A 400-nucleotide genomic window follows, 5' to 3' on the forward strand; every position below is an offset into this window, starting at 1 on the left:
TTGTGAAAAATCCCGAAAGAGTAGAGACAATGATGATGTTAATGGCATTATGCCTTTTGGTTTATAATTTAGGACAAAGACAATTAAGAATGTCATTGAAGGCACAAAAAGCCACAGTTAAAAATCAACTGAATAGACCCACAGAATCTCCTACATTAAGATGGATATTTCAATGTTTCCAAGGTATTCATATTTTGATGACACAAGGATTTCAACGAATTCTTAATTTAACGGAGTCGCATTGTCATATCTTACAATTCCTACCTACTACTTGCCAAAAATATTATTTATTATCTTAGTTATTATCTTTATTTTTACAATTTCATCGGTTATCTTTTTGAGAACTGATTCCACACCTTGAATTAAATATTGTTGTTGAAATAGCTTTTAAACACCGATA

Annotated in this window: 1 pseudogene; it reads left to right on the plus strand. The window is 30.2% G+C overall.

From position 1 onward, the window contains the following. Nucleotides 1-299 (plus strand): annotated as a pseudogene (locus tag FJR09_RS24205) (IS1634 family transposase); the annotation flags it as partial. Nucleotides 300-400: the final 101 nt, after the last annotated feature.

It is taken from the genome of Dolichospermum sp. UHCC 0406, assembly GCF_009712025.1.
Classification (GTDB): Bacteria; Cyanobacteriota; Cyanobacteriia; order Cyanobacteriales; family Nostocaceae; genus Dolichospermum; species Dolichospermum lemmermannii.